The 25,291-nt window shown below is 55.2% G+C and carries 27 protein-coding genes; 17 read left to right on the forward strand and 10 right to left on the reverse strand.

Features of this window, described 5'->3' with window-relative positions; translation table 11 throughout:
- Window positions 1–161: 161 nt before the first annotated feature.
- Both ACTHO6_RS12150 and ACTHO6_RS12155 read left to right on the forward strand, forming a co-directional pair.
- Window positions 162–500 (forward strand): toprim domain-containing protein, encoded by a 339-nt coding sequence (locus ACTHO6_RS12150; protein ID WP_440241823.1) that lies wholly within the window; start codon window positions 162–164, stop codon window positions 498–500.
- A 78-nt stretch (window positions 501–578) separates the two neighbouring features.
- The gene (locus ACTHO6_RS12155; protein ID WP_440241824.1) at window positions 579–797 is read left to right on the forward strand and encodes a hypothetical protein; all 219 of its coding nucleotides are present in this window, start codon (window positions 579–581) and stop codon (window positions 795–797) included.
- Between the two features lie 48 nt (window positions 798–845).
- Here the strand turns inward: ACTHO6_RS12155 and ACTHO6_RS12160 are convergent, their stop codons facing one another.
- Window positions 846–1,625: an undecaprenyl-diphosphate phosphatase gene (locus tag ACTHO6_RS12160; protein WP_440241825.1), complete on the reverse strand. Its 780-nt coding sequence runs from the start codon at window positions 1,623–1,625 to the stop codon at window positions 846–848.
- A gap of 188 nt (window positions 1,626–1,813) precedes the next feature.
- On the opposite strand from ACTHO6_RS12160, the gene ACTHO6_RS12165 reads away from it, so the two are divergent.
- Both ACTHO6_RS12165 and ACTHO6_RS12170 read left to right on the forward strand, forming a co-directional pair.
- Window positions 1,814–2,725: a CvfB family protein gene (locus tag ACTHO6_RS12165; protein ID WP_440241826.1), complete on the forward strand. Its 912-nt coding sequence runs from the start codon at window positions 1,814–1,816 to the stop codon at window positions 2,723–2,725.
- A 384-nt stretch (window positions 2,726–3,109) separates the two neighbouring features.
- Window positions 3,110–4,165 (forward strand): tetraprenyl-beta-curcumene synthase family protein, encoded by a 1,056-nt coding sequence (locus ACTHO6_RS12170; RefSeq protein WP_440241827.1) that lies wholly within the window; start codon window positions 3,110–3,112, stop codon window positions 4,163–4,165.
- 11 nt (window positions 4,166–4,176) lie between these two features.
- Here ACTHO6_RS12170 and ACTHO6_RS12175 read toward each other — a convergent pair whose 3' ends face one another.
- Window positions 4,177–4,350, reverse strand: a complete 174-nt coding sequence (locus ACTHO6_RS12175) for a YlaF family protein (protein WP_440241828.1) — start codon at window positions 4,348–4,350, stop codon at window positions 4,177–4,179.
- 116 nt (window positions 4,351–4,466) lie between these two features.
- Between ACTHO6_RS12175 and ACTHO6_RS12180 the strand changes: the two genes are divergently transcribed.
- Both ACTHO6_RS12180 and ACTHO6_RS12185 read left to right on the forward strand, forming a co-directional pair.
- On the forward strand, window positions 4,467–5,087 hold the full coding sequence (locus ACTHO6_RS12180) for a PilZ domain-containing protein (protein ID WP_440241829.1): 621 nt from the start codon (window positions 4,467–4,469) through the stop codon (window positions 5,085–5,087).
- Between the two features lie 241 nt (window positions 5,088–5,328).
- Complete coding sequence (locus tag ACTHO6_RS12185; protein ID WP_440241830.1) at window positions 5,329–6,468, forward strand: PQQ-dependent sugar dehydrogenase; 1,140 nt, start codon at window positions 5,329–5,331, stop codon at window positions 6,466–6,468.
- Here the strand turns inward: ACTHO6_RS12185 and ACTHO6_RS12190 are convergent.
- From ACTHO6_RS12190 to ACTHO6_RS12200, 3 genes are read right to left on the reverse strand one after another with little or no spacing between them, the layout of a single operon-like run.
- Window positions 6,440–7,687, reverse strand: coding sequence for an MFS transporter (locus tag ACTHO6_RS12190; RefSeq protein WP_440241831.1), 1,248 nt, complete (start codon window positions 7,685–7,687; stop codon window positions 6,440–6,442). The two genes, ACTHO6_RS12185 and ACTHO6_RS12190, sit on opposite strands and share 29 nt — an antisense overlap.
- A 59-nt stretch (window positions 7,688–7,746) precedes the next feature.
- A complete protein-coding gene (locus ACTHO6_RS12195; RefSeq protein WP_440241832.1) occupies window positions 7,747–8,889 on the reverse strand; it encodes a winged helix-turn-helix domain-containing protein in 1,143 nt (380 codons plus the stop codon).
- Entirely contained in the window at window positions 8,880–10,613 is a 1,734-nt protein-coding gene (locus ACTHO6_RS12200) for a sigma-54 interaction domain-containing protein (RefSeq protein ID WP_440241833.1), read from the reverse strand. The genes ACTHO6_RS12195 and ACTHO6_RS12200 overlap by 10 nt, the downstream gene beginning before the upstream one ends.
- A 252-nt stretch (window positions 10,614–10,865) precedes the next feature.
- Between ACTHO6_RS12200 and ACTHO6_RS12205 the strand changes: the two genes are divergently transcribed.
- From ACTHO6_RS12205 to ACTHO6_RS12230, 6 genes are all read left to right on the forward strand, one after another.
- Window positions 10,866–11,786 (forward strand): proline dehydrogenase family protein, encoded by a 921-nt coding sequence (locus ACTHO6_RS12205; RefSeq protein WP_440241834.1) that lies wholly within the window; start codon window positions 10,866–10,868, stop codon window positions 11,784–11,786.
- Between the two features lie 102 nt (window positions 11,787–11,888).
- A complete protein-coding gene (locus ACTHO6_RS12210; RefSeq protein ID WP_440241835.1) occupies window positions 11,889–12,845 on the forward strand; it encodes a DNA-3-methyladenine glycosylase family protein in 957 nt (318 codons plus the stop codon).
- A 170-nt stretch (window positions 12,846–13,015) separates the two neighbouring features.
- Window positions 13,016–13,711 carry a response regulator transcription factor gene (locus ACTHO6_RS12215; protein ID WP_440241836.1) on the forward strand — a complete coding sequence of 232 codons (696 nt, stop codon included), beginning with the start codon at window positions 13,016–13,018 and terminating at the stop codon, window positions 13,709–13,711.
- Window positions 13,711–15,162 carry an ATP-binding protein gene (locus ACTHO6_RS12220; RefSeq protein WP_440241837.1) on the forward strand — a complete coding sequence of 484 codons (1,452 nt, stop codon included), beginning with the start codon at window positions 13,711–13,713 and terminating at the stop codon, window positions 15,160–15,162. The genes ACTHO6_RS12215 and ACTHO6_RS12220 overlap by 1 nt, the downstream gene beginning before the upstream one ends.
- Before the next feature lie 145 nt (window positions 15,163–15,307).
- On the forward strand, window positions 15,308–15,700 hold the full coding sequence (locus tag ACTHO6_RS12225) for a hypothetical protein (protein ID WP_440241838.1): 393 nt from the start codon (window positions 15,308–15,310) through the stop codon (window positions 15,698–15,700).
- Window positions 15,701–15,915: 215 nt separating this feature from the next.
- Complete coding sequence (locus tag ACTHO6_RS12230; protein WP_440241839.1) at window positions 15,916–16,281, forward strand: YunG family protein; 366 nt, start codon at window positions 15,916–15,918, stop codon at window positions 16,279–16,281.
- Between the two features lie 79 nt (window positions 16,282–16,360).
- Here ACTHO6_RS12230 and ACTHO6_RS12235 read toward each other — a convergent pair whose 3' ends face one another.
- Window positions 16,361–17,272, reverse strand: coding sequence for a DMT family transporter (locus tag ACTHO6_RS12235; protein ID WP_440241840.1), 912 nt, complete (start codon window positions 17,270–17,272; stop codon window positions 16,361–16,363).
- 325 nt (window positions 17,273–17,597) lie between these two features.
- On the opposite strand from ACTHO6_RS12235, the gene ACTHO6_RS12240 reads away from it, so the two are divergent.
- Together ACTHO6_RS12240 and ACTHO6_RS12245 are read left to right on the forward strand one after the other, a co-directional pair.
- Window positions 17,598–18,008, forward strand: a complete 411-nt coding sequence (locus tag ACTHO6_RS12240; protein WP_440241842.1) for an acyl-CoA thioesterase — start codon at window positions 17,598–17,600, stop codon at window positions 18,006–18,008.
- A 175-nt stretch (window positions 18,009–18,183) separates the two neighbouring features.
- Window positions 18,184–18,888 (forward strand): HAD family hydrolase, encoded by a 705-nt coding sequence (locus tag ACTHO6_RS12245; protein WP_440241843.1) that lies wholly within the window; start codon window positions 18,184–18,186, stop codon window positions 18,886–18,888.
- Window positions 18,889–19,054: 166 nt separating this feature from the next.
- Here the strand turns inward: ACTHO6_RS12245 and ACTHO6_RS12250 are convergent, their stop codons facing one another.
- A complete protein-coding gene (locus ACTHO6_RS12250; RefSeq protein ID WP_440241845.1) occupies window positions 19,055–19,936 on the reverse strand; it encodes a YitT family protein in 882 nt (293 codons plus the stop codon).
- A gap of 336 nt (window positions 19,937–20,272) precedes the next feature.
- On the opposite strand from ACTHO6_RS12250, the gene ACTHO6_RS12255 reads away from it, so the two are divergent.
- On the forward strand, window positions 20,273–20,602 hold the full coding sequence (locus tag ACTHO6_RS12255; RefSeq protein WP_440241846.1) for a YnfA family protein: 330 nt from the start codon (window positions 20,273–20,275) through the stop codon (window positions 20,600–20,602).
- Window positions 20,603–20,696: 94 nt separating this feature from the next.
- On the opposite strand, the gene eutH is transcribed toward ACTHO6_RS12255, so the two are convergent.
- A complete protein-coding gene (gene eutH, locus ACTHO6_RS12260) occupies window positions 20,697–21,953 on the reverse strand; it encodes an ethanolamine utilization protein EutH (RefSeq protein ID WP_440241847.1) in 1,257 nt (418 codons plus the stop codon).
- Window positions 21,954–22,354: 401 nt separating this feature from the next.
- A complete protein-coding gene (locus tag ACTHO6_RS12265) occupies window positions 22,355–22,555 on the reverse strand; it encodes a cold-shock protein (protein ID WP_005830059.1) in 201 nt (66 codons plus the stop codon).
- Window positions 22,556–22,880: 325 nt separating this feature from the next.
- On the opposite strand from ACTHO6_RS12265, the gene ACTHO6_RS12270 reads away from it, so the two are divergent.
- Window positions 22,881–23,540 carry a futalosine hydrolase gene (locus ACTHO6_RS12270; protein WP_440241848.1) on the forward strand — a complete coding sequence of 220 codons (660 nt, stop codon included), beginning with the start codon at window positions 22,881–22,883 and terminating at the stop codon, window positions 23,538–23,540.
- Window position 23,541: 1 nt separating this feature from the next.
- A complete protein-coding gene (locus tag ACTHO6_RS12275) occupies window positions 23,542–24,387 on the forward strand; it encodes a 1,4-dihydroxy-6-naphthoate synthase (RefSeq protein WP_440241849.1) in 846 nt (281 codons plus the stop codon).
- Window positions 24,388–24,582: 195 nt separating this feature from the next.
- On the opposite strand, the gene ACTHO6_RS12280 is transcribed toward ACTHO6_RS12275, so the two are convergent.
- A complete protein-coding gene (locus ACTHO6_RS12280) occupies window positions 24,583–25,116 on the reverse strand; it encodes a superoxide dismutase family protein (protein WP_440241850.1) in 534 nt (177 codons plus the stop codon).
- Between the last annotated feature and the right edge of the window lie 175 nt (window positions 25,117–25,291).

Genomic DNA, 25,291 nt, shown 5'->3' on the forward strand with positions numbered 1-25,291 from the left:
ATTCTTTTTTCATAAAGAAACAGAAAACTCCAATCCTTCTGTCTACACAGAGGCGGCGCTCATGCTCCGCTCCCGCATTTTCTGTCCGAATGGCTGTCTATATGGAAGCGCAAGGTATACTATAGAGAAAAAGAGGTTTGTGTAAAAGGAGGGGGATGGCCATGGGAGGATGTGTCATCATCGTGGAAGGGAAAACAGACAAGGAGCGGCTGCTCCGCGTGCTGGCCGAGCCTGTGACCATCTACTGCACGTACGGCTCCTACAGCCAGGAAAAAGGCGAGCAGCTTTTGGCGCAAGCGGAGTCGGCAGAGGAAGTGTACCTGTTTACCGATGAAGATGACAGCGGAAAAAAACTGCGGGCGAGCTTGTCCGAGGATTTTCCTGGCGCCGTGCATCTGTACACGACGAAGATGTACCGAGAAGTAGCGAGTACGCCCTTGCCTGTGCTGGCTGAAATATTGGAGCGGGCCGGATTTGCCGTGATTACACCCGAATCGTGATGCTGGAAATACTGGAAAGCGATCAGGGGATAAAACACCTCGCCATCGGCTATAACAGTAGTAAATGGATTGGTGGAGGTGCAAAGGCAATTGCGCGGCTTGATGACCTTTTTTCATCGTATGAACATCCTGATGTGGCTGCTGGGCATTTTCATTGCTCATGCGTTGCTCTATCTCGCACTGGGGACAGCCACCTGGCTGGCGACTTCTCTCTTGGCGACAGCCTTCTACGGAATTATCCTGCTCGTAGGCAAACTGATTGCCAGTCGTTACCCTGACAAGGAAGAAAGCAGATGAAAAGCCGGCTGGGCCAAAAGCCGGCTTTTTCCTTGCGATTTTCCGGCGCTACCAGCCGAAAAACTGGAGGGCGAGAATCAGGGCGCCCAATACCCAGACGTAGACAGCGAAGCCCTTCATCGAGCCGGTACTGATGATTTTCAGCATCCAGCGAATGGCGACGTACCCGGCCAGGCCGGCACACATCGTTCCGACGAGCATCGGGATGAAAAGCGCGGTATCGAGCGGCGCGGCAACCAGCTTGGCCGTTTGCAGCACACAGGCTCCCAGGATGGCAGGCAGCGAAATCAAAAAAGAAAAACGGGCGGCGTCAGCGCGGTCAATCCCGCGCAGGAGCGCTCCGGCGATCGTCAGCCCCGAACGGGATATGGCAGGCAAAATCGCTGCCCCTTGCAGCGTGCCGATGATGAGCGCATCCGTGTAGCGAATGTCGTCAAATTTGCGTTGGCCCCGCCGCATGGATTCCACCGCCCACAAAATCGCACCCGTGGCCAAAAACTCCCAGCCGATGGTGATTCCGGTGCGGGAAATCTCTTCGAAGTAGTCTTCGAACAACAAGCCAATCGCCGCAGTTGGAAGCGTGCCGACGACGAGCAGCTTTGTCAGCTTGGAAAACGGGTGCAGGACGATAAAGCGAATCTGCGGCCAGAACACGATGACGACAGCGATCAGCGTTCCGAAATGCAGCATCGTGTCAAAGAGCAGCCCGACTTCCTGCATGCCGAACAGCTTTCGGAACAAGACGAGGTGGCCTGTACTGGAAATCGGCAAAAACTCCGTCAATCCCTGGACAATTCCGAGAAAAATATGTTCAAGCAGCACGAGCATGGAAATGGTCACTCCTGTCTGTAGGCAAAATGAGACCGGGTACAAGGCATCTTACTGTCATATGTATGTGCGTGGAGACAAGACTTGCCTTTTGGGAAGCGGCATGGACAAAAAAAGTTGTGGTATTTTCCCGACCGGGACGGGTATAGTTAGGGTGCATAGAGGAAGAGAGTGAGGAAGAAACAAAGATGCACAAAAGAAACAAACGCGAGCCGCAACGGGCGGCGGCAGGAAACCTGCAAGCGGGCATGACGCTGACCATGAAAGTGGCGCGAAAAACGGAGATCGGCTATTTTTTGCACGCGGACAACGAGGAAGTGTTTTTGCATGAAAAGGAAGCGCATGAGCGTCTTGGTGTAGGCGATGAGGTAGAAGTGTTTTTGTACCACGACCACGAGAATCGGCTGGCGGCGACGATGGATATGCCTCATGTCGGCATGGGCGAGTACGGCTGGCTGGAGGTCGTGGATGTATCGCCGCGGATGGGCGTGTTTTTGGACAACGGGATCAAAAAAGATTTGCTGTTGTTTGTCGATGATCTGCCAAAGCTTGCGGATGAATGGCCGCGTCCGCGCGATCAGATATTGGTGACGCTGAAGCACGACAAGCTCGGCCGCCTGCTCGCCAAGCCGGTAACGGAAGCGGAAGTGACGAAAATCGCCGTTCCTGCAGACAGCCGTATGCGAAACAAGCAGGTGGAAGGTACCGTCTACAAGGTTATTGCGGCAGGGGCGTTTTTGCTGACGGAGGATGACCATATTTTGTTTATCCACCGCGACGAGATGGTGGGCCGCCTGCGGCTGGGCCAGACGATTCGCTGCCGCATCAGCTATGTGCGCGAAGACGGCCGGCTGAACGGCTCGATGAGGGAGCGCAAGGAAGTGCAGTACGGCGAGGATGCTGACAAGCTGCTGCGCTACTTGATCAATCGCAACGGGGCGATGCCCTACACGGACAGCACGGAAGCGGAGATCATCCGCGAAAAATTCCAGATGAGCAAATCCAGCTTCAAACGAGCGCTTGGCAAGCTGATGAAGGAGCGCCGCGTGGAGCAGGTAGACGGCTGGACCAAAATCATTCGCAGCAGCGAGGAATCATAACCAATCCCTCCCATGCGCTCTTGCCTCTTGCAAGCAGGGGGAACGCATCGGGAGGGATTTTCTTTGTTTTTCCCCTATTCCGATAGAAAAATATAGTAAAATAGGGAAGGCAGCCAGCCCCTTCTTTGGATCGTTCGAAGAGAGGGAATGAATCCCTGGTATTGCTCTCGTTCATCCTGTTGTGGGGTGACGGTGAGGCTCTTGCCTTCTCGCTGTCTCGCGTTAATACGTTGCACTATCGCCCCTGTACGAAGGAGAAGGACTGACCTCGCTTTGCCACTCGAACGTTCGCAGCGAACCCAATGGTACGGCATGGGGGGAGTTTTGGAGTGCGGGTGGCAAATGTGGTAAGATATTTCTATTGTTGCTTGGGGAGGGAAGCATGTGAGCGAACTACGCAATCCGTGGCAGTTACTCTATCGGGTCTATCGTCATGTTCAACCTGTTCTGGAGCGGGAGTTTACGGCCTGGTACGAAAAAGCGCAGGCGATTCCCAATCCGGAGCTTGGGAAGCAGGCGCAGGACAGTATGAATTCGAAAAAATTCCATTGCCAGGGAGGATGCGTCTACGCTGCGCAGGTCATCCCGTACGTGGAGACGATCGTGCCTTTGATCGTGGCGTACCAGACGATCAGCGACTATCTGGACAATTTGTGCGATCGCAGCACTTCCCTGGACCCAAAAGACTTTCGGCAGCTGCATTATTCGATGCAGGATGCCTTGACACCCGGTGCGCCATTGCGCGATTACTACCGATACCGCGAGGACAAAGACGACGGAGGCTTTTTGGCAGATTTGGTGCAGACCTGTCAACGGTATGCGGCCCAGCTGCCCGCTTACAGCAAGATTCAGCCGCAAGTGCTCGTCTTTTCCTGTTTGTACAGCGATCTGCAAGTGTACAAGCACATCGCCCAGCATTTGCGCGAGGCGGAGCTTCTGGCCTGGTGGGAAGAGCACAGGGAGCGCTACGACTATTTGCACTGGCAGGAGTTTGCCGCCGTAACAGGCTCGACCATCGGGATTTTCGCCCTGTTTTGCCTCGCGACCGAGGAAAATGTCAGCGAGGAGACTATCCACACCGTCAGCGAGGCCTACTTTCCATGGCTTTGCGGATTACATATTTTGCTCGATTACTTGATTGATCTGGAGGAAGACAGGCTGGGCGGAGATTTGAACTTCGTGAGCTACTATGAGTCCGAGCAGGTGGCGGCGGAGCGCTTGCAATTCTTCATCAAACAAGCAAAGGCAAGCGTAGCACGCTTGCCAAATCCTGCATTTCACCGTATGATCGTGGACGGGCTGGTCGCCTTTTATCTGGCTGATCGAAAAGTAAACCGCAATCAGCCGCACATTTATACTATCGCTAGACAGCTGTTGAAACAGGCGAAAGGGTTGCCGTCCGTCCTGTTTTATGTGAACAGCCTGCTTGTACGGCGATAACGGAGAAGAGGTTAGCGCAAGTGCTTGCGCTTGTACGAAAAGCCAAATCCCATCAATGAGAAGGCAGCAACGATACAACCGAGGATACCGAGGGGGCTTTTTTCCCCGATGGAAATGCCAACTCCGATGAGACAGGCGGTTACGCAAATTGCCAAAGCCAGTGTTACCATTTGATAACGATTCATCGGTTTGTAACCTCCTATCTGTCACTGTTCCCATTATACCTTATTTTCCGCGAAAAGCACCTAGGGAAAGATTCCGGAAAACCTAGTAAATTATTGTGAAGTGGTGGAGAACGTAGATGGAAAGTATTATACAAATTAGAAAAGGGAATCAATTGGTGGAAGGCCATGTGACCTATGAAGAAGGAGATTTGATCGAAGCAGTCTTCCCCCGTCCCTTTGAAGTGACGGTCGGCGATCAGATCCCTTGTTTGTTGACCGCTGATTATGAAACGATCAGCAATTTCGATGCGGTCGTGGTGGCGAAGGACAACAATCGGCTGTTTTTGTTCCATTCGCCTACAGTCAGCGAGTTCCGCGAGCAGCGCAGGCGCTATCCACGCTTTGACATGGAGGTAAAAGGCTGGGTTCAGTATCCGACACAGGAGCCGGATTCGTTGTTTTCCGTATACAGCCAAATGGTCTATCTGGTGAACCTGAGTCTCGGAGGACTGGCATTTCGGGCAGACAAACCCGTTCCGATCGACCAGGCGATTGTTTTTTCCTTTGAGCTGTACGGACGAAACAGGCCGGACGGGGTAGTAAAGGCAGAGCTGCAAGTCATTCACGAACGGATTGAAGGCCCGCACTACTTTTACGGCTGTACGATCAAATCAATCGCGGCCCGACATTTCCACAATTTGCGCAAATACATTTTGCACAGGCAACTGGAGGAACGCAGGCAAGTAAAAATCGAATAACCTTCTCGCGAATTGGTCAACTGGGACCAATTTTTTTTTTGCAAGTAGGCCATTTTCATGGAGGGGGCAGGTGTTTTGTTCAGCAAAAAGAGGAACAAAAACGGCGGCTCGCGAAGCTTTGTCTGTATGACGTCCGTGTACATCGTTTGTCTGCTGAGGCTGGAGGCAGCGGGCAGTCGGGAGCGGCGGCATGGTCAGCCGATTTTGGCGGAGAGGGCACGAAACCAAAAGGAGGAACGGCATGAACAGAATCGTGACGTGGAAAAGGTGGCTGCTGGTCGTACTGATTGTAGTGTTGAGCCTGCCTGCATTGGCTTGTGAGGCAGATGACCCAGCGCTGGATCGGCCTGTACCGCTACCGCAGGAGCTTTCATATCGGACAGAAGCGGTGGCCGATCAGCTCGATGTACCGTGGGCGCTGGATATCGCCGCTGACGGCCGCCTCTTTTTTACGGAGCGGCCAGGCAGGATAAGAGTCATTCAGGCAGGCAAGCTGCTGGAACAACCGCTCCTCTCGTTTCCGGCTCCGTTTGTCAGCGAGGGCGAAGGAGGACTGCTGGGGCTTGTGCTCGATCCGCAATTTGCCCGCAATCATTTTATGTACGTCTACCATACGTATCAGGACGGGCCACAGATTTACAATCGCGTCCTGCGCCTGCGCGAGCGAGACAACCGGGCCGAGGTCGACCGGGTGTTGATCGACAAAATCCCGGGCAGCGCCATCCATAACGGCGGCCGCCTGAAAATCGGCCCGGACCAGCGGCTCTATATCACGACCGGAGATGCCCGCGAGCCTGAGCTGGCGCAAGACATGAACAGTCTCGCCGGAAAAATTTTGCGGCTCAATCTGGACGGGACGATTCCGCAGGACAACCCGTTTCCCGGTTCTCCCGTCTACAGCCTCGGTCACCGCAATCCGCAGGGGCTGGCTTGGAATCCGGCTACGGGGACGCTGTACAGCTCCGAGCACGGCCCGTCGGCGCACGATGAACTGAACCGGATCGAGCCAAAAGGAAACTACGGCTGGCCCGCGATCACGGGCGATCAGGAGCAGCAAGGGATGCGAACTCCGATCTGGCAAAGCAAAGACGAGACATGGGCACCGTCTGGCATGGCTTTTGTCCGCAAAGGGCCGTGGGCAGGGCAGTTGCTCGTTGCGAACCTGCGCGGTCAGCAACTGCTGCGCGTGAAGCTGGACCCTGTCCGTGCGGATGCCGTCACGGAGGTGTCCGCGATTTTGGTCAATGAGCTGGGCCGCCTGCGCGATGTAGCGGAAGGCCCGGATGGATCGCTCTACCTTTTGACCAACAACCGCGATGGGCGCGGCGAGCCAAGAGACGGGGATGACCGGATCATCCGGCTTGTTTGGCAGCAGCCGTAGCGGCAGTATCTGCGGCATGCTTTCCCCAAATCCAGCGCTGCAAAAGAATCGCCCCGCCGCCGACAGCTGCGACCAGCGAGCCGACCCACAAAAAGGCTTGCGTCGGTCCGAGCCAGGTCATCAGCGCGCCCCCCAGTAGCGGCGCCACAATAAACGTCGCGCTGGACAGCGAATCCAGAATGCCCCTGACGCGGCCGAGTGCGTGCGGGGGCGTTTCTTTTTGCACGAGGTAGTTGGTGCCGACCGAAGTCAGCCCCGTACCGATCCCGGCGAACAGCGAAGCCGCCAGCAGCCAGTGGATGCCATCTCCCGGCTGGAACAGGCCGATCCAGGCAAAGCACGCGCCGATCAAAAGCACGCCTCCCCCAAGCACCCATCCGTACGAGCGAATCGTTTGGCGCCGATGCAGCCAGGTGATCGTGAGCAAGGCCCCCAGCCCGATGATACTGACGGAATACCCGACGACCTCCGGACGCCCCGGCACTTTTTCCCTGAACACGACAGGCAACTGCGCGTCCGCCAGCTGAATCGCCATCATCGCCAGCAGGGAAAAAAGCGAGCTGGCTAACAAGACGCGGTTTTGCAAAAACACGGCCCAGCCTTCCTGCCAGGCGAGGCGAAACGGAATCGCTTTTTCCCTCGAAGCGGGGAGGGGCAGCTTTTTCTCCACGTGGCGCATGGTCGAAAGCAAGACGGTGGAGAGCAGGTAGCTCCCGGCATTGAGGAGGAGGCAGAGCGCTGGTGTCGCCATGGCGGCGACCATCCCGCCGATCAGGGGGCCGATCAGCTTGCCGCTTTGGAAAACGGCTCCGTTCAGCGAGGTCGCCTGAAGCAGCTGCTCCGGTGCGACGATTTGCCGCGTCAAGGTTTGTTGAGCCGGATCGTTGAAGACGGAAGCGCAGGAGCGCACGGCGATGACGACGAGAAACCACAGCGGATCAGGCATGGCGAGCAACAGCAGGGTGAGGCTTGCCTGCATCAGATTGGCTGCGATCATCATGCGTACTTTATGGACGCGATCAGCCAGCACCCCCGCGAATTGCCCGAGCAAAATGCCGGGAGCCGCATACGCAATCGGCAAAAGCGCCATCGTCATCGGATCGGCATGCCAGACGTAGCCCAGGAAGATGGCGACCGCGATAAAGTCGAACCAGTCTCCCAGCGTAGCCAGTCCGTAAGCGAACAGCAAGGTGCGAAACGGCTTGTTTTTGGTCAGCAAAAAAATCCCTCCATCGTCTCAAGCTGATTCGATGATAAAAGGGATTTGTCAGAGGCGTATCAGATGAGGGTGGAAAGCTTGCGAACGACCGCCTTCTTGAGCTTCTCAAATTGATACTCTGCGGATAGGTCGGTCCACATTTTTGCATAGCGGCTTTCCTCTTTGTCATCGCAGGAGACATGGCGAAAAAACAGCAGAATCGTGTGCACCGCGTAGATCAGGTGCGGGACAAACCGGGTGGCCCGGATGACTTCGACCCCTTCCTCCACCAGCCGCCGCGCTTTGGCGATCTCTTGCCGTCGATAGTGGCAAAATCCTTGCAGCAGCTTGAAGCTGCCTACCTCCCGCTGCATCGGCAGCTTTTGCAGAATGGCAGAGGCTTGCTGGAGCAGCTCTTCCGCCTTTTCCAGCGAGCCGGACAATAGCGCAAGCCAGGTTTCGCCTGCCAGCAAAAACAGGGTAAAGCTGTCCGAATCCATCTGCTCGACGATGGTTCGGGCATGCGCGGCCTGCTTTTGCGCCAGCTCCCACTTTCCCGCGCTGGCATACAGGGAGATGGCGCTGATTTGTAATTCGTCCTGAAAAATGGGCGGCATCGACGCCTGCTGTTTGGCGATTGTCTGGAACAGCTTGACGGTTTGCTCTACATCCATTTCGGTCATCTGGTACAGATGGAAAAGATAAAACAGCTTTTCCGACAGGGGCGTGTCGTCATCTGTGACAAACCAGGCAAAATCGCCCGCGACAAAGCGGATGTAGACGGCGTAGAAGGGATCCAGTTGAAAGCCGAGCACTTCCTGGTTGGCGGCGAGAGTTTGCAGGGCGGCGCCCATCCCCATTCCGTGGTAGGTGGACAGCATGGAGCTGATCTGTTCCGAAAAGTCCTGCTTCCAGGCATGCAGCTGGGGCGGCTGATGCTGCTTCCAGCTCAAGCGGTAGCCCACCCCTCGCACCGTGTCGATCGTGAACAGGTGCGACCATTTTTGCAGCTTTTTGCGCAAGCGGTAGATGTGGTCGTCAATGGTGCGGTCAGTCGGGTCCTCCAGCGGCCACACGCTGTCGAGCAGATTTTCCCGGGAAAAGGTCCGGTTTTTCCATGTGACCATATACTTCAGCAAGGCGTACTCCTTCGGCAAAAGTACGACGCTTTCCCCGCCGTAGCGAACCTCCCGCTTGTCATCCTGCCACGCGATTAATTCCATCTGAACGACTCCCCATCCAGGCCATATTTCTTCATCTTGTTGTACAGCGTGCCGCGCGAGATGCCGAGCAGTGCGGCCGCCGCCTTTTTGTTGCCGTACGTGCGCTCCAGAGCGGCGATGACCCGTTCTTTGTCCGTCTGCCCTGCCCGTTGCGGATAAGGGGCCAGCGGAGCCGCTGATGCCGGAAGCGGCGCAGCGGGAGCGGTGTACCCACTGACCGGAGAGGCAAAGGTAGCGGGAGCAATCGGTTCAGACTGCATACGAATGGCGCTTGGCAAATGCTCCGGAGAGATGACGCCGTTTTCTTGCAGGATGGACAGTCGTTCGATGACATTGCGCAATTGCCGGATGTTTCCGGGCCAACTGTAGTCGAACAGAGCCTGCATCACTTCGGACGGGATGCGGGGGACGGCTTGCTCGTGCGCCACGGAATACTCGTGGATGAAAATTTGCACCAGCTCCGGCAAATCTTCGCGCCGGGCACGCAGCGGAGGAATCTCCAGCGAAAACACATTGAGCCGGTAGTACAGGTCTTCGCGAAAACGGCCCTCCGCCACCATCTGCTCCAGCTGGCGATTGGTCGCCGCAATAATGCGCGTATTGACGGTAATCGGCTCGGTTCCGCCTACGCGGTAAAACTGCCGCTCCTGGAGGGCGCGAAGCAGCTTGACTTGCAGCTCCAGAGGCAGCTCCCCGATTTCGTCGAGGAAAAGCGTACCGCCGTGGGCCAGCTCCAGTTTGCCCGGCTTGCCTTTTTTCTCCGCGCCGGTAAAAGCTCCACCCTGATAGCCAAACAGCTCGCTCTCGAACAGGGCAGCCGGAATCGCTCCGCAGTTAATGGCGACAAACGGCTTCTCCCGCCGTCGGCTTGCCTGATGAATCGCTTTGGCAAACAATTCTTTTCCCACGCCGCTCTCGCCGTAGATCAGCACGGTGGCATCGGTCTGCGCCACTTTTTTGGCGGAGCTGATGGCAGCCTGAATAGAGGCAGAATGTCCCTTGATCGCGTAAAAAGGATCGTCGGCCGCCTGAAACCTGCTCATTTCCTGCTGGAGATTGTGCAGGTGAGCGGTGGTGTGCGCCAACTCTTCATTCAGGCGGACAAGCTCCGTGATATCCTGCTCGATGGAGATGGCCCCGATGATTTGTCCCCCCTGGCGAATCGGGGCGGCGTTAATCAGCACGTGGCTGTCGGGACGGGGAATATGGTATACCCGATGAACCGATGTGCCTTGCCGCAAGGCGTCGAGAAGCCGGATGGACTCGCTGGCGAAATGCTCGTCGAGAGAAGTGCCCAGCACTTGCGCCCGGTCGATCTCATAGATCGTTTCGGCTGCCCGGTTCCAGTACTGCACAATGTTATGGGAGTCGACAATCGTAATGGCTTCGCTCATCGTATCCATCAATGTGCTGAGCAGAACAGACTGATTGTGAGCCAGGGCAACAAAAGCTTCCAGCAATCGATGGGGCAAAACAATGCCGGTAGCCATCCCCGCTTCGTCGACGAGTGCCAACGTAGGCAATTGGCCGGAGGCGAGCGCCTGGCGAATGGGCTCCAGGCATTGCGCCAGCGTAGCGGTCTGAGGGATGGACAGTACCTGTACGGTGCGCTCGCCTTCCTGCCACGTGCCTTCTTTTTCGCCTGGGCGCAGGTGGACATCAGCGGGATGGACGGGAGCGGCTAAGTCCGCAACAACACGATCCAATGAAAAGAGAGGTTTCAAATCGTCACATCCTATCCAAACTAACAGGGAAGGAAACGGGCTGACCCCGATCCGGTTTGCCTGTTGTACATTCGCATCTAATCAAAAGTGTACAAGAATGGACAAAAAATGTACATATATGTCGAAGGATGTAGGAAGCGCTCGGGTTCCATAACGATGGAGAACATCCAAGATATAGCGTACTAGGATGTGTTGGCATGGTTCATGCTAGTATAAACGAAGCAAAGTACGTTGAGGAGGAGACAGGCAACGATGGAACAACTCATGAAGGATTTTTTCTTATTTTTATCCAAAAACAAAGCGCTGAACGCAGCGGCTAAAAAGTGGGGGCTGCGCTTCGGTGCCGGCCGCTTTGTATCCGGTGTCACCATTGCAGAAGCGATCGCCGCTGTTCAGAAATTGAACCAGCAAGGTCTCGTGTGTACGCTCGACCATTTGGGTGAGTTCGTTTTCAGCCTGGAGGAAGCAAACGAGTCCGCTGATTACTGCATCAAAACGCTGGAAGCGATTCACCAGTCCGGCGTCGATTGCAACCTGTCGCTGAAAATGACTTCGCTTGGCCTGGACATCAGCCGTGAGCTGTGCATGACCAACATGCGCCGCATTCTCGACACAGCGAAGAAAAATGGCAACATTTTCGTGCGAATCGACATGGAGGATTATGCGCATAATCATGTGACCATGGAAATCCTCAATGAGCTGCTCGAAGAGTACGATAACGTGGGAACCGTCATTCAGGCGTATCTGTACAAGGCATCCGACGATATCGACAGCTTGAAGGACAAAAAAGTGAACTTCCGTCTGGTTAAAGGCGCTTACAAGGAATCCCCGGAAGTAGCGTACCCGAACAAGGCGGATGTAGACGAGAACTACAAAAAAATCATCAAGCAGCATCTGTTGAACGGCGGATACGCTGCAGTGGCCACCCACGATGACAACATTATCGCTTATGTAAAACAGCTGGAAAAAGAATACAACATCCCACGCACCCAGTTTGAATTCCAGATGCTGTACGGCATTCGCCCTCAATCCCAGATCCAACTCGCGCGGGAAGGGTACAAAATGCGCGTGTACGTTCCATACGGAATCGACTGGTACGGCTACTTCATGCGCCGTCTGGCAGAAAGCCCGGCAAACGTGAAGTTCGTACTCAAGGGAATGTTTACGAAGTAAGGCGGACATGCCTGACGAGACACCTCCGAATGAGCTTTCGGAGGTGTTTTGTGTTAGGATGGGAGCAAGAATTGGCCTGTAGGTAGAAAGGGGACCTTTTTCGTGCGCACATTCACCATTCCACTGACACCTCCGTATTCCTTCGAGCGACTGCTGCAACGGCTGAAAACCCATCCCGATCCACAACTGGAGATTCAGCCGGAAAACAGCCTGCTGCGGCGTGTGTTTCGGGTCGGGACACGGCCTGTTTTGACTCGCATACAATTCGTAGGCGATCTGGAAAATCCTTCTCTGAAAATCGAAACGTCCGCTGCCCTGTCCGCGACGGAACAGCGCGAGCTGGAGCGGACGATTCGCCACGTTTTCAGCGCAGACCTGGACCTGTTGCCGATTTACGAGCAGATGGGGGAAGAGCCGGAGCTGGCCGTGCTTGTCGAGCGTTTTCGCGGCTTGCGGCTGATGCACGACTCCGATCTGTTTCAAGCGATGGTCAAGACGATTATTGGTCAGCAAATCAATTTGACCTTCGCGGCGAATTTGACACAGCGATTGCTGGCGCTGGCTGGCGAGGAAGTGGCAGACGAGCGCGGCGTGAAATTTCTTGCGTTTCCCACTGCGGAGGCGGTCGCGAGGCTGTCGACGGAAGAATTGCGTCCGTTGCAATTCAGCCAGCGAAAAGCCGAGTATATCATTGATTACGCGCGTGCGGTTGTGAATGGAAAGGTGGATTTGGAGCGGCTGTGGGCAATGGAAGACGAAGAGGTGATCGCGCATCTGACGGCCCTGCGCGGAATTGGCCGCTGGACGGTGGAGTGTCTGCTGATGTTCGGGATGGGACGACCCGATTTGCTGCCGGCAGCGGACATCGGCCTGCGCAACGGGATTGCGCTTGTATACCGGATGGACACCAAACCGGACGAGCAGGAAATTCGCCGGATCGGAGCGCGTTGGGCGCCATGGCGAAGCATCTGTTCTCTTTACATTTGGGAAGCGGTGGGGGCGGCGAAGCGAAAAGAGGAAGGAATCAGAACGAGTCTGCTGCGTGACGACAAGCCGTGACAGGATAGGCATGGTCCCAGGTGTAGCGAGGCATGCAGGCGGCGCTTCCCTGCCAGTTAGGACTTCTATCCGTCCACAACTGTTGCGATCTGTGTTACCATGGAAAAAGGCTGTAGCGTTGCAAACGGCACTTTTCCCCCTGCCGTTCAAAGGAAGGGAGGTTGTTCGCCATGGCCCAAATGAAGGTCCTCGTTGCTGATGACGATCCAAATGTACGCGAAATTATTCGCCTTTATTTCGAAAAACAACAGATGGAGCTTGTCGTCGCCAGGGATGGGCGGGAAGCGCTCACCCTTGTAGAGGCTGAACAGCCCGACGTGCTGATTCTCGATGTGATGATGCCGCACATGGACGGCTTTGAAGCTTGTCGGGAAATTCGCAAAAAATGGGATACGCCGATTATTATGCTAACCGCCAAAGACGAAGAATTTGACCGCGTGCTCGGCCTGGAGCTGGGAGCGGATGACTATGTAACCAAGCCGTTCAGCCCGCGTGAGCTGGTGGCGCGAATCCGGGCGATTATGCGCCGCTTGCAGCCGAAGCCAAAAGCGGAGGAGGATGCGCCGCGCATTTTCAGCTTCGATCAGCTGACGATCGATCTGGACAAGCGCGAGGTCATCGTCGCGGGGGAAAAGGTCAGTTTTCGCCCGAAGGAATTTGATTTGCTTGTGCAACTGGTCAAATCGCCAGGCAGCGTCTGGTCGCGCGAGCAGCTGCTGGAGCAGGTGTGGGGTTTTGACTACTTCGGCGATGTCCGCACGATTGATGTCCATATCAAAAAGATCAGACAGCGCCTGGATAAGCTTCCGTACGAGTGCATCCATACCGTTTGGGGGATCGGCTACAAGTTTGGGGTGGAGTCTTGATGCTCGGTACTTCCAAAAGCATTTTTCGCCGCCTCCTGTTCAGCTTTTTGGCGACAGTGCTGGTCGGTTTGGGCATTTCCGGCATTTTGCTGTCCTTTTTCGCGCGGGAGTATATTTACAACTCCAAGGAAGAAGAACTGTTGCGGATGGCGAAAAAGGTCAACGCCGCGATTCACGACAGCGATCAAGTGAACAAGGCGCTTTTGGACAAGCTGGCGATGCTCGATGAGTCATTCGACACGCGAATCTGGCTGTTCAATAAAGAAGGAAAAATTGTCGCGACCTCCATGAAGGACGAGGTGTTCACCGGAAAGTCGGTGGCTGTCTCGATCGCCGACAACGTGCTGAAAGGCAAGAATGCAGTCTCCGAGCTGAAAATCGAAGGGCTGGAGGACCCGATGCTCTCGGTTTCCGTTCCATGGGGCGAGGGCGAGAACGTGTACGGAGGAATCATCCTGCACGCTCCCATCGAAGGGATCGAAAAAACATTCGGACAAATGCGCGAGTCGATTTTGTGGGCGACGCTATTTGGCGTTGTGCTGTCTACCGCAATGGTTTCTTACCTGTCCTGGTCGATCTCGCGGCCGCTGCGGACGATCGAGCGGACGGCGGCGGAGATTGGCAGGGGCAACTATGCGGAGCGCGTGCAGGTAGACACGCACGATGAAATTGCCGATTTGGCGCAGACGATCAACACGATGGCGGAAAAGCTGGAAAAGGTGGAGCAGGAACGGCACCATCTGGAGCAGGTGCGCAACGATTTTCTCGCCAATGTGTCCCACGAGCTGCGCACGCCGCTTACAGCGATGCAAGGCTTTCTGGAGGCGCTGCAGGACGGGCTGGTAGAGGACGAAGAAGCCCGGCAGAAATATTACGCCGTCATGTATGCGGAGACGATGCAGGTCAATCGGCTGGTCGATGACCTGATGGATTTGATGAAGCTGGAAAACAACGAGGTCAATCTGGCGAAGTTCCCTGTCGATGTCGCAGAGGTGATGAATCGGGTCGCTTTTTCGTTCCGCCAGGAGGCCGAGGAAAAAGGGCTTCAGCTCACGGTCGAGGTTGAGGAGGAGCTGCCGCGCATTTACGCGGACAAGGATCGGGTGGCGCAAATTTTGAAAAACCTGGTAAAAAATGCACTCAAGTTCACGGAAGCAGGCGAAATCCGGATGACAGCCAGGTTGCAGGACCCGTGGGTGTGCATGCAGGTGCAGGATACGGGCATGGGCATTGGCACAGACGATCTGAACCGGATTTGGGAGCGGTTTTTCAAGGTGGATCGCGGACGTTCCAAAAACAACAAGGGCACGGGTCTTGGCCTGGCCATCGTCAAAGAGCTGGTCGACCTGCACGATGGCGAATGCCATGTGGAAAGCGTGCCAGGGCAAGGAAGCACGTTTACCATTCTGCTGCCGAAGGTCACGGTGCCGCCCGCCAAACCATTGCCATGACGCCAATCGTGTTGGCGTCATGGTCATATTTTTTTCATAATTGGATCATGGAATTTTCCTATTCTCCTTACAGAATGGTTATCTTTGCCCGTTACGATGTACGTGTGACGGCGAGAAGGTCACGAAAGCTAAGGATGAAAGGAGAATGAACGTGAATAGAAAATGGTTTTCCATTGCAGCTGTCGCATTGCTCCTGTCTGGAAGCCTGGTAGCCTGCTCCAGCCCAACAGGGACGCCTGAACCAGCGACGCAGCAAGAGGGCACAAGCCAGACAACACCGGCTTCTTCTGATCATGGACAATCCACCGACAGCTCGGTTTCACAAGATCAATCGACGCCTGACGCATCGGCAAACAGCTCGGATACGACCACGGGCGGTTCGGACAGCACAGGCACATCTTCTGAGAAACCGGCAAGCGCACCAACTGGTGACAGCAGCTCAGACAGTAAGTCTGACGCAAGCTCGACTGGCGCGGCCGGAACGGACAACAGCGAATCTGCCGATCAGTCCCCTTCGACTGACGCGAGCAAGCCATAACGATTCGCCAACTGGAAACACGTTTGGTAACGTTTGTTGAAATTCCTCTACTTCCCTCCCGTTTTCTATATATGTGACGGCTATAGGCCGTCTTTTTTTTGCTGTTTTTCTGGGTGGGTACTTATGGGGGGAAATGTTGCATATGCTACAATCTCAATCAGGGACTGTTCGTATATCCTTTATAAGCAGATGGTGTACGTTTAGGAGGGCTGGTCATGGAACATTCTAGTTTAGTGCTTAACCCGGAGGACTTACAGCGAGTTCTGGTACAGGCATGGTCTCTCCAATCAAGTTCAAAATGGACTCCAGATAACCCTGCACGTGGACAATGCGGAGTCACGGCTTTAGTGGTGAACGACATCCTTGGCGGCGAAATCCTGAAAACGCAATTGCCTGACGGCGTTCACTTTTACAACCGTATTTCGGGACGGCGATATGACTTCACGGAGTCTCAGTTCAAAGAACCTCTCGTCTATGCAGACGTGTTATCAAGTCGGGAGGAAGCCTTCCGCGATACGAACGCTGAACAATACACGTACCTGAAACATGCGGTATTGCATGTTCTCGGTTCCGGTTTTTAGCTTGCTCCCAGCGACATGGGAAAAGGACAGCAGGAAGTCTGCTGTCCTTTTTTCGAGCGGACGAACGGGCTTGTAAGCTTCACTTGCTTTCCGCCGATTCACGCCTGCGCAGGTTCGACAGGGCTACGCCGAGAAAAATAAAGGCCGCTCCGACGAAAAAGCTGACGCCCAGATGCTCGTGCAGCAGAAGCCAGCCGAGAAAAGCACCGACGATTGGCTGGACGAAGAAGAAGCCTGCCCCGCTGCCCGCCTGCATCAGCTCGAAGCCTTTGTTCCACAGGTAAAAGGCCCCGGCTGTCGAGATGAGTCCGATGTACAGCACACCTGCCCAAATCTCCCAGCCAAACTGCCATGAAACCGGCGTGACAGACAGCTCCCAGACCATGACCGGGCTGGTGAAGACGATGCCGAACAAGGCGACGTACGTAGTGACGAGCAAAGAGGAGTAGCGCTGCGTCGCTTTTTTGCTAAGGACGGTGTAAAGCCCCCAGCTTACCGCTGCCACGAGCAGAATCAGGTTGCCTGTCAGAGACGATTGGGCGTCCGCCTGATCCGGCACGCCGATGACGATGATGACGCCCACGGTCGCAAGCAAAATGCCGGCTGCCTGCTTGAAGTGGATGTTCTCCTTGAGCAGCCACACCGCGAAAATGGCGATAAAAGCTGGAGAAGCGGAAGTAATCAGCGCGCCCATATGCGCGGTCGAGAGCTTCGTCCCGAGAAACTGCGCCGCGATCGAGATGGTGACCCCGACAAAGGCAATGGCCATCAGCAGGGGAACATCTTTTTTTCGAACGGGTTCTCGGCGAGCGAGAGCAAATGCCCCCAAAACGATCAGGGCGATGCCGAAACGCAGGATCAAGAGCGTAAACGGCGGAATGACATCCAGCACGACCTTGCTCACGACGTAGACGCCCCCCCAAATCGCGGCAGCGAGCGTCAGGCAGATGGCACCGAGCAACGATTGCTTCCATTGTTGTGAATGCGACATGAAAAGTCCCTCCCGGAGTGAATCTGATTGGTACAGACAGCGCGTTAGCCGGGAGGCCGTTGAAAAAGCGGTTCCTCACCGACTAGGCGAGGACAGGTACATCGCATTCAAACAGGCGACGATTCATGGCGGTTCACCTCCTTATTGCTTCGATCAGACTTCAGCCCTTGGGCGCCAAAGGCACTGTTTTCCAGGGCGCTTGTTCTTTTATTATAGGAGAAACAGAGGGAAAGATCAGCAGAATCATTCGGAATATTTTGAATGAATGTTCACTCAGTCCGCAATATTCGCTATACTGGAGGAAACCGTTCAAGGAGTGAGAGAGATGGCCCATCGCTTTGCGTTTACCGTGCAGTCTACGGATATTGATGTCATCGGTCATGTGAACAATGCCAAGTATTTGGAGTACATGGAGTGGGCGAGGTTTGACTGGATCTGGCAGCAGGGATTTACGTTCGAGGAATGGAAGCGGCAGGCCGTCATGCCTGTGGTGGTCAACCTCCATATCAACTATCGAAAAGAGCTGCGCATGCGCGAAGAGGTAACCGCCCTGACGACTGTGCTGCGGGTCGGAGAAAAAAGCTTCGTGCTCCGCCATGAGCTGTACAACAAGCAAGACGTGCTGGTGGCGGACGCCGACGTCACGATGGTCATGATCGATGCGAACACGAGACGATCCGTCCCGTTGCCGGATGAATGGAAGGCCGTATTGGAAAAGGAACTGGCAGCTACATAACTCCTCGATCCAACCGGGGCAAGCGTCTCTTCGGCCATACGCCCATCTCCTTCTTTCGCAAAGAGTGCCAAAAATCGTGCTGGCGCGGCCGAAAATCCGTTACAATGATCGTAGCAAAAGACAGCGCCTCACGCAGGTATTTGTCGTGGAAAAAAGGAAAGAGGAAGTGACCCGATTGTCTCGTTTCAGCACCATCCTGTTTGATCTCGATGATACGCTGTTTGACTTTTCCGCTTGTTGGGAAAAAGGGATGCAAGAGACGATTGCCGCCCATGCATGCACGGCCGATCTGGATGGCGCAGCGCTACTTGCGGCGCTGCGCCGCCACGGGGATGCTCTGTGGGGAGATGTCATCGCGAAAACGTACGATTTTACGCAGTATCGCCGATTGCGCTTGCAGCGGGCTATGGCCGACTTCAACCGCACAATGGCAGTGGAAGAGATCGACGATTTTCAGCGGGTCTACCAGGCAGCCTGCCTTGCTGCCGTCCAGCCTGATCCGGAGGTACAGGACGTTATTGCGAAGCTGGCGGAGAAGCATGAGCTTGGGATCGTCACCAACGGCCCGGTAGATATGGCCTTTATCAAGCTGGAGCGCTTGGGGCTGTCTGCCTACTTCCCGCAAGAGCGGGTGGTGATTTCCGAGCAGCTCGGCTACCATAAGCCTGACTCGCGGATTTATGCTGCGGCGCAAGAGCGCTTCGGCGTCCCGAGCAGCGAGGTGTTGTTTGTGGGCGATACGTGGGAGGCCGATGTTGCCGGAGCGATGGATGCGGGCTTTTCCGCCATCTGGTTCAATCCGCGAGGGAAAAAGCCGACGTCTGCCCACCAGCCGCTGGCCGTCATCGAGCGGCTGGCGCAATTGCCGGCGTATGTGTAGCCGCTGCTCAACTGCTCGCTCAGAAAAAGACACCGGGGATCAAACCGTCAGTCAGCCTGTCAGCAGGGGAATAGAAAACAGGGGGCAAGTAGCTCGTTCCCGTTGAAGAGATCAGCCAAAAAAAGGTGCCGCTGCTATGCAGCCGACACCTTTTTTTCCTGCTTGCCTAGTGAATGGCGTTTTTCTTGAATTGTCCGCCGCGTACGTCGTGGATGTTGCCGACTGCCAGGAAGGCACTCGGATCGATTTCTTCCACGATCAGTTTCAGCTTGGCCTCTTCCAGACGAGTGATGATACAGAAAATGACCTTCTTGTCGTCACCCGTGTAGCCACCTTCACCTTTCAAATAGGTGACACCGCGTCCCAGACGGGCAACGATGGCGTCTCCCAATGCCTTGTGATTGTCGCTGATAATCCACACGGACTTGGATTCCTGGAAGCCTTCGATGGTCAGATCGATCATTTTGAAAGCAATGTAATAGGCGATCAGCGAGTACATCGCGCGATCCCAACCGAATACGAATCCGGCACTGCTCAAAATGAATAGGTTGATAAACATGACGATCTCACCAACGGAGAACGGAGACTTTTTGTTAAACAAGACGGCAATAATTTCCGTGCCATCCAGAGAGCCACCGTAACGCAGAACAAGCCCTACGCCAATTCCCAAAATAATGCCGCCGAACACGGCTGCCAAAAGCGGGTCATCCGTCAAGCCGGGTACTTCGTGCAAAAACATCGTACCGACCGACATGACGCTGACGCCGAACAGGGTGGAAACCGCAAACGTCTTTCCGATTTGCTTATATCCGATTAGGAGAAATGGCAGATTAAGCAAGAATAGGAAAATGCCAAGAGACAGAGAAGTGAGATGCGAGGCAATGATGGAGATCCCTACAATTCCCCCATCGATGATCTTGTTCGGTACGAGGAAAATCTCCAAGGCTACCGATACAAGGGAAGCACCAATGAGAATAAAGAAGATTCTCTTCAGCAACTTTCCAATGGGTAATTTTTGATGAGTCGAAAGCGCATTTTGTTGTTCCATCGTTTCTCTCCCCATTGTGAAATTTTCTACTTTCTTATTATAACATTCATTTTTGCTTGACTACTGCTCATTTGCACATTAGACGAAAAAAATAGCAAAATCTGATAGGGAGCAGGAACGGGTGCCAGCGCGAACAGCTGTCCGGCTGCTCCTATGCACGGTCCGGGCAGGATGGTACAATAACCGATGTGGGCAAACGGCTCGATCATACCATGGCCTGGTCACTCGTGTTGGCAGAAGTGGCGGGTCTATGATAGACAGCAGGGCGCTTGGAGACGTGTTGCCTGTTTGGCGGCGGCATGGCCAACCGTGGGCGTCTGCTGAGAAAGGGATAGGATGACAGTTTCGATTGTGTTGTTTATTTTGGCAGGATTGGCGGAGATCGGCGGAGGATATCTCGTCTGGCTCTGGCTGAAAGAGGCAAAACCGGCCTGGTATGGGGCGATGGGGGCGTTGATTCTCGTCTTGTACGGCATCATTCCGACCTTGCAGAGCTTTCCTTCCTTCGGCCGCGTCTACGCTGCGTACGGGGGGGTTTTTATCATCCTGGCCGTCCTCTGGGGCTGGCTGGTCGACAAAAAGACACCGGACTTGTACGATTGGCTGGGCGCGTTCATCTGTCTGGTCGGCGTGAGCGTAATCCTGTGGGCCCCCAGGCAAGGATAGAGCAAGAGCAAAAAGGCTGCCGCCAGGGACAGCCTTTTTGTTTTGGGATTCGATAAGCGTGATACCTGGATGATTTGCGGGTCGGGCTGCTTCGTCAGGAAGCTTTCTGCTCCGCAGGGCCAGCTACGTATTCGTCAGGGCCGATGATGCCAGCTTCGCGATCTTTTTTCTCCAGCTCCAGCGCTTTTGGTACAGAGAGCCAGTAGGCGAGAGCAATGGCAATCACACCTGCCCCCAGTTTGCCGAGCATGACCGGCAAGATGATGTTGGGCTGGAAGTTTGCGGAGAAGGACAAGTGATCGCCCAGCAAGAAGGCGGCACATACCGCGAAGGAAATGTTGATGACTTTGTCTTTTGGCGGCATGGAGCGCACGAGACGGAACATGGCCAAAATGTTGGCGACAGTTGCCAGAAGCCCCGCGCTTCCTGTCGGGCTCAGGCCCAGCTTGTTGCCCAGCGCTTCCAACGGCTTCGCCGCGTATTTGCGCAGCAAGTAGACCATGGGGAACGCACCGCAGAGCATGATCCCGATGTAACCGGCTGTTTCCAGCGCGCGGTATTGGTCTTTCGGATCGGCGATGATCGGATCGAATCCCCAAGCGCCAAACAAGGTAGTGAAAATGCCTGTAAAGTATTCCACGATGGAGAATACGAGCACGAGCTTGATGCCAGCGTCCATTGTTTTTCCAAAGATCATGAAACCGCGAATCATCAGGTCAGGCAGAAAGCGCAGACCCGCGGCAATCACGACGACGAAAATCAGGATAGGAGACAGGTTCAAGAGCACCTGGCCGATTCCGATGGCAAAGGCATACGTGGAGTCGGCGTTTGTCGAGATTTCAGCGCGAATTTGCGCATGGCTCAGCGAGAGGATGGCACTGGTGATAAAAGCGCCGATAGGAACCGTCAAAATCCCGGACATCACGCCAAGCGCCATATATTTATGGTCGCGTTTATCGAGCATGGCCAGTCCCATCGGAATGGAGAAAACGATTGTGGCCCCGGCCATCAGACCGACGACCATTGCCATGACCCAGCCTTCTGTCGAGCTTTTCAAGAGGTTCGCCAGCTGGTAGCCACCCATGTCGGAAGCCAAAATGGCTGTTGCCGCGAGGGCCGGATCGGCGCCGATTTGGTGGAAGAGAGGCGATACTGCTTTTTCGACAAACCAGGAAATGTAGGGAAGAGAGGCCATAATCCCGGCCGCGGGGACGAAGATGTACCCTGTTGAGTGAATCCCTTCCATGAACTCCTTGCCCAGCCCTTCGTCGCTGTTGCGGATGGCGGCGACAGCACCGATGACCGCGCATAGCATGATGATGTAAATAATGACACTTCCGATGTGCTCCATAGACAACCCCACCTTTTTGGATTGGTAAAAGAAAACAATAAAAGCGCCCAGGATCCCTGAAAATCGGGATTTGCCTAAGCGCCTTTGCTTATGTCTGGGTATGGACTTGGGATATGGCATGCAGATGGCTCCAGAACTGGAACCGCTTACAAGCAAGGAAACAAACAACCGAAAAAATAATGGCTCTGCTTGAATCAGTAAGTAAATTTTGAAAACTTCATGCCAGAAAGCGCCATTGCTGTTCTCGGCATCATAACGTGATTATAGGGGGAGCCTTGTCGATTGTCAACCGCTCTTTAGGAACAAAGTCCGACTTTTGCAGGGGGATTGGCCGCAAACCGCCGCATCGAGGGCAAAAAAAAGCCGCCCTGCTATCAAGCAAGGGCAGCTTTCCAAGTCCATTACAGTTTTACTACGTTCTCAGCTTGTGGTCCGCGGTTGCCTTCTACTACGTTGAATTCAACGCGTTGGCCTTCTTCAAGGGTTTTGAAGCCTTCGCCAGTGATTGCGCTGAAGTGAACGAATACGTCGTTTCCGCCTTCAACTGCGATGAAACCATAACCTTTTTCAGCGTTGAACCATTTTACTGTACCTGTTTGCATGGGTGTTACCTCCAACAAAATTAAAATGAATATGCAACTTTTATTTATGGGTAAAATAAAAATTCACACATTGTAAAAGGTTCAAACATAACTGTAAACCCTTTACAATATGTGAACGCTTTTTGAACCTCTTTGATTTACATTCATATTACCACAGGCAGGTGTGGAAATCAACCACTTAGTTTCACTTCCGGACAGCAAAATTGGATGAACACCCAACCTCTTTACATAAAAGACAAGTAGCGATAACGTGGAGGAGGAAGCGTTTTATTTCAGAAGCTGTACGAAACACGAGCGAGCGTACAGAGAGGAGGACAGGCAGGAAATGCGGGAAGAACAGAAAACGCAGCGCGTGCTGGTCGTGACATCGGTTGCGGCAGAGCGGGATGCGGTTAGGCAAGGGCTGGGCGAGGACGACCGGTTCACGGCGATCATCGGAGGCGTCGGGCCAGCTTCGGCGGCAGCCAGTACGGCGCGCGCGCTGGCGCAGTCGCGGTATGACCTGGTGGTTTGCGCAGGGATTTGCGGCGGATTTGTCGGCCGGACAGAGGTCGGCGCGATTGTCGTTGCCAGCGAGATCGTGTGTGCAGATTTGGGGGCCGAGACGCCGGATGGCTTTTGCAGCGTGGACGAGCTCGGGTTTGGCTCGACGCGTGTGCCCGTGGCGGGCGAGCTGGCAGAGCGGGTGGAGCGCGCCATGCAAAACGCGGACTTGCCCGTTGGCCGGGGGCCGATTTTGACGCTGTCTACGGTGACGGGAACAGCGGAAACGGCGCAGAGTCTGGCCGACAGGATGCCGGAGGCGTTGGCGGAGGCCATGGAAGGATACGGCGTTGCAGTCGCGGCGCAAGCGGCTGGCGTGCCTGTACTGGAGATCAGAACCGTTTCCAACGCGATCGGTCCGCGCGACAAATCGGCGTGGCGGATCAAGGACGCTCTGGAGTCGTTACGAAAAGCAAGCGCGGTAATGCGGGAGGTGCTGTAAGGTGAAGATTGCGTTTTCGCCATGTCCAAATGATACGTTTGTTTTCCATGCCTGGGCCCACGGACTGATTCCGGGTGCGCCTGAGCTGGACATCCTGTATGCGGATATTGATATTACCAACACGCTGGCAACTCGTGCCGAGGGGCCGGAAGTCATGAAAATTTCGTATGCGGCCTTGCCGTGGGTGCTGGACAAATACGCGCTGCTGCCTTGCGGCGGGGCATTGGGCAGAGGCTGCGGGCCGCTCGTGCTGACGCAAGGGGATGCAGGAGCAAGCGCCAACGACCCGGCCAGGCTCTCCGGCAAGCGGGTAGCCGTTCCCAGCGAGCGCTCGACCGCTTACCTGCTGTTCCGTTTATGGGCAGCGCAAAACGTCCCGGGGGGCGTAGGCGAAATCGTCGTGATGCCGTTTCATGAAATCATGCCCGCCGTGCGCGATGGACACATAGACGCCGGGCTGGTCATTCACGAAGCGCGTTTTACGTATCAAAACTACGGACTTGCCCTCATGACGGATTTGGGCAACTGGTGGGAGGCGGATACCCGGCTGCCGATTCCGCTGGGAGCGATCATCGCAAAAAGATCAATGGATCTCGAAGCGCTGGCGAACTGGACGCGGGCGTCTGTGGAATACGCCTGGGCCAATCCGACTGCGTCGCAGGAGTACGTCATGCGCCACGCCCAGGAGCTGTCGCATGAGGTTGCCCAGGCCCATATTGCGCTTTACGTAAACGAATTCACCCGCAATCTGGGCGAGGAAGGCTACGCGGCCATCGCCGCTTTGCTGGGGCGCGCTGCCGAGGAAGGGCTTGTCCCGCGCTTCGACTTGTCGCTGCTGCGCGGATAACCGGATACAGAAGGGCGGTCGTGCGCAAGGCTGGCCATTTCCGTCCGTCCTTGCGGATCCAAAAAGAAAACGAAGGAAGCACAGGGCGCGCGTCTCTGTGCTTTTTTTGCCATGGCAGCCGGAGGGGACGAAGTTGCCCACGGCTGTACCTGCTCGTCTGGTGGACTCGCCTAGCGGTAGCGGAATGGCGCAAATTTAGGCAGGCTGGATGATTCCGCAGGCCAGCCGCTTGCCGCTGTTGCCCGCAGGCTGTGAGCGGTAGTCGTCCGGGCTTTGGTGGATGATGACCGATTTGCCGATGACATCTGCCGCCCGGAACCGGTTGGTGAAAAAGCTCATCCGCGCGTACCCGTCGTTTGAAAACAGCACAGGAAAGTCGCCCGCGTGGTTGCCGTGCGGCTGGTTGGTCGGATTCCAGTGCGAGCCTGCTGCGGTGAACGGGTCGTCGGGATTGCCGATTGTGCAGACGCCATGTTCATGCAAGTGAAAGCCAAAAGGGCCGATCGGCTGCTGATCGCCAGTCGCGGGCTGGTAAGGCGGCAGACCGATGACTTCGATGTAAACCTCCGTTCCGTACGGGACATCGGTGAAGAAGAGAGAGCCGTTCAGGTTCGGAGCCAGCGGACCGCCCTGAATGTGGGCATACGCCTGTGTCGGGGCGTGCGCATAGTGCGCATAGTGGGAAGAAACCATTCGCGTATCGTAAAAATAGGGAGGATATCCGTTCATGCTCGCTTCACCTTCGCTTTCGTGATCGCTTTGTGGTTCATCTTATGTCGCGAATGGGCGGATGGTTCATCTTCCTCGCGTTCCCTGCCGCAGACGCCCTCTCTTCCGTGCTCCCATGACAGAAAAGAGGCGGAGGCGGTCGGGGAGCGTACCATCCGCATGGCTCGCTGATGGA

The organism is Brevibacillus sp. SAFN-007a, assembly GCF_051967035.1.
GTDB lineage: Bacteria > Bacillota > Bacilli > Brevibacillales > Brevibacillaceae > Brevibacillus.